Genomic DNA, 3,732 nt, shown 5'->3' with positions numbered 1-3,732 from the left:
TTATTTTTTATTATTCAAGATATCTAATACAGGTTTATAATTTTATACTGTGCTTTAATTTATCCTGCTACCCTAGTCCCTCAACTATATAAAATAAGTATTCAACCGAATTTGATATAAGAGTTTCTTCTTTCAAGAAAAGACTTAGTAATTGTAGCGAATTTTATCTCAGTCAGGAGATAGCGGGAAAGATACCCGCACTGCATAGATTTTAATGTTAATTTGTACCTCACCTGTGTAATCTATACTGACAGATAAAAGCTAACGGCTAAATACTTAATGAAAAATAATCATCAAGCTTGATAGTTAAATTAACTGAATAAAACCCAGTTTAAATTTGTTTTAACTGTTCAGAATTTGTTCAGTATTTTGACATTACTAAAGTTAACTACAACCTCGAATTTTTCGAGTATTTTCTACTAAACTTTGAGCGAATTTATCAAAACGTTCTAATAATTTTTCATCCAATATTTTACCGTCATCAGAAAAAGCTTTCCAAGCCTGACCAATAGCAATTTGCTCTGGAATTACCCAAGCATGAACCCATCGTAGAATTAATCGTAAATGATTTAGTGTATTACTATTTGATTGACCTCCTAAAACACTAATAAAACCTGCTACTTTTCCATCTAAATGCTCAAAGCTCATTAAATCAAGAGCATTTTTCAACACACCACTGACACTGCCATGATATTCTGGAGTAGATAAAATCAGACCATCAGCTTGCTTAACAGTTTCCCGCATTTTTTCGACATCTGGATATTCTCGATACTCATTCTCACCATTACAAAAGGGGAGTTTGAGAGTCCGTAAATCCAATATTTCTACTTCAGCACCTATCGCTTCTAATCTTTCAGCTACTATTTCTAAAGCTTGCTGACTATAGGAACTAGACCTTAAACTACCACCAATTCCGACAATTTTTACCATTGCATTTAAACTAAAATATATTTTCTCAGTTACAGTCGTAATAAGTACAATTTAAAATAGCAAAACAAATAAACAAACCTCAATTCTAAAATACGCTATTTATAAATATATTAGGCTTATATCCTGAATCTAGACAAAAGGCCACAATTCAAGATAATGAAAAATTTTTGGCAACAAATTAAAACTGATGTACTCAAGGGAATTAATCACCATGACTCATCATTACCTAGAGTTACATTAAATACCCAAAAGACCAAAACTATTTTTGGTAAAATTCGTGGTAAAAATTTAAGTAGAAAACTGATATGGAAAATTTTGGCTACAGGCATAATAGTTCCAGGAGTATTATTAGGAACTCCAGCTTTTGCTAATAGTACGCAAAAAAATCTTAGCTATAGTGAACTATTAGAGAAAATTAAAGCTGGAGAAGTAACAGAAATAGATGCCTATCCCTCTCAAGGAATTGCTAAAGTTAGCCTAAAAGGGCAAAAGAGCGATGAGCCAATGTACACAGTTAATATGTTTGAGTATAACCCGGAACTACTCGATCGAGTTCGTGCTCAAAAAATTAACTTTGAGCTGAAGCGCTCTCCTGACAATAGCGTTGCTATGGGGATTATATTTAATATCCTGATCATTTTTGTGGTCATTTTTGTACTACTGACAATTTTGCGTCGCTCTAGTCAGTCCCAAGGAAATGCTTTAAACTTTGGTAAGTCCAGGGCACGTTTTCAGATGGAAGCCAAGACAGGGGTATTATTTGATGATGTGGCAGGTATCGAAGAAGCAAAAGAAGAACTCCAGGAAGTAGTCAGTTTCTTGAAAAAACCAGAGAAGTTTACAGCTATTGGGGCGAAAATTCCTAAAGGTGTTCTTTTGGTAGGACCGCCAGGAACAGGTAAGACTCTATTAGCAAAGGCGATCGCTGGTGAAGCAGGGGTTCCTTTTTTTAGTATTTCTGGTTCAGAATTTGTGGAAATGTTTGTGGGTGTGGGAGCTTCTCGCGTAAGAGACTTGTTTAGAAAGGCTAAGGAAAATGCTCCTTGCATCATATTTATAGATGAAATAGATGCGGTAGGTAGACAAAGAGGTGCTGGTATTGGTGGGGGTAATGATGAACGGGAACAAACTCTTAACCAACTACTGACTGAAATGGATGGGTTTGAAGGAAATACAGGGATTATTATTATTGCGGCGACTAACCGTCCAGATGTTTTGGATGCAGCTTTATTACGTCCGGGTCGGTTTGATAGACAGGTGACTGTAGACTTACCTACTTATAAAGGACGTTTGGGAATTTTGGAAGTTCATGCTCGGAATAAGAAATTAACTTCAGAGGTCTCTTTAGAGGCGATCGCTCGACGGACACCTGGTTTTTCGGGAGCGGACTTGGCTAATATGTTGAATGAAGCAGCTATTTTGACTGCTAGACGACGCAAAGAAGGAATTACACCTTCAGAAATTGATGATGCTATTGACCGAGTGACTATTGGTTTGAGTCTCACTCCATTATTAGATAGTAAGAAAAAACGCTTAATTGCCTACCATGAGTTAGGTCACGCTTTATTGATGACTCTGCTAAAAAATTCTGACCCTCTTAATAAAGTAACTATTATTCCTCGTTCTGGTGGAGTAGGTGGTTTTGCTCAACCAATTATGGATGAGGGAATGATTGATAGTGGGATGTATACCCGTGGTTGGTTAATAGACCGGATTACAATTTCTCTGGGTGGACGTGCTGCCGAGGAGGAGATTTTTGGCTCGGCGGAAGTTACTGTGGGAGCTAGCAACGATATTAGGAGTGTGGCAAATTTAGCTCGTGAGATGGTAACTCGCTATGGAATGTCTGACTTAGGACCTTTGGCTTTGGAAAATCCAAGTGGGGAGGTTTTTTTGGGGCGAGGTTGGCAGTCGCAGCAGTCTGAATATTCTGAGGAAGTTGCTACTAAAATTGACCATCAAGTACGAGCAATGGCTGTTCATTGTTATGAGGAAGCTCGGCGAATTATTAGAGAAAATCGTGTTTTGATGGATAGATTGGTAGATTTATTGATAGAAAAGGAGACTATTGAGGGTGATGAGTTCCGCAGGATAGTTTCGGAATACACGGAGTTACCTGAGAAACAGAAGTTTTCTATTAATTTACAAAAGAAAGCTTGAGGTTTGAGTTAGTTTGTGGGTGGTAGGTGGTTGAAAAAATATTTTCACTCACCACTTACTCGAAGACAGTATGTATAGCAATGTGCGCTGGCATATTTACACATTATTTTTTGTAGGCCTTTTCTAGAATGCACTTTGAGCTGGGCCTTGTAAATACCTGAGCGCTCATTGCTATATATTACTAGGGGTCAGGCATCTGAAAATTTTGGTAGTTTGGAGAAAAATCTCTGAGAATTACAGAAATAGTCAGGTTGAGAAGTTTTGGCTGTTCGTGTCCTCCGCTCAAAAACTATAACGTCTTAGTTTTAGTCTAAGAGGGAAAAAGTCTCTCAAAGTCTGAAAATTTTGGTAGGTTGGAGAAAAATCTCTGAGAATTACAGAAATAGTCAGGTTGAGAATTTTTGGCTGTTCGTGTCCTCCGCTCAAAAACTATAACGTCTTAGTTTCAGTCTAAGAGGGAAAAAGTCTCTCAAAGTCTGAAAATTTTGGTAGGTTGGAGAAAAATCTCTGAGAATTACAGAAATAGTCAGGTTGAGAATTTTTGGCTGTTCGTGTCCTCCGCTCAAAAACTATAACGTCTTAGTTTTAGTCTAAGAGGGAAAAAGTCTCTCAAAGTCTGAAAATTTTGGTAGGTTGGAGAAA

At 37.2% G+C, this 3,732-nt stretch carries 2 protein-coding genes; one reads left to right on the top strand and one right to left on the bottom strand.

Annotation, left to right across the window (positions count from 1 at the left end):
* Window positions 1–384: 384 nt before the first annotated feature.
* Complete coding sequence (locus tag ACP6PM_RS02245) at window positions 385–930, bottom strand: NADPH-dependent FMN reductase (protein WP_426581452.1); 546 nt, start codon at window positions 928–930, stop codon at window positions 385–387.
* A gap of 156 nt (window positions 931–1,086) precedes the next feature.
* On the opposite strand from ACP6PM_RS02245, the gene ftsH reads away from it, so the two are divergent.
* Window positions 1,087–3,090, top strand: a complete 2,004-nt coding sequence (ftsH, locus tag ACP6PM_RS02240; RefSeq protein WP_426581450.1) for an ATP-dependent zinc metalloprotease FtsH — start codon at window positions 1,087–1,089, stop codon at window positions 3,088–3,090.
* The last annotated feature ends 642 nt before the right edge of the window (window positions 3,091–3,732 follow it).

Origin of the sequence: Dapis brunnea BLCC-M229, from assembly GCF_050015995.1 — a bacterium.
In the GTDB taxonomy this organism is placed as follows: Bacteria; Cyanobacteriota; Cyanobacteriia; order Cyanobacteriales; family Microcoleaceae; genus Trichodesmium.
Note: the sequence above shows the minus strand (reverse complement) of the source record. Positions and strands in the feature narration are given on the sequence as shown.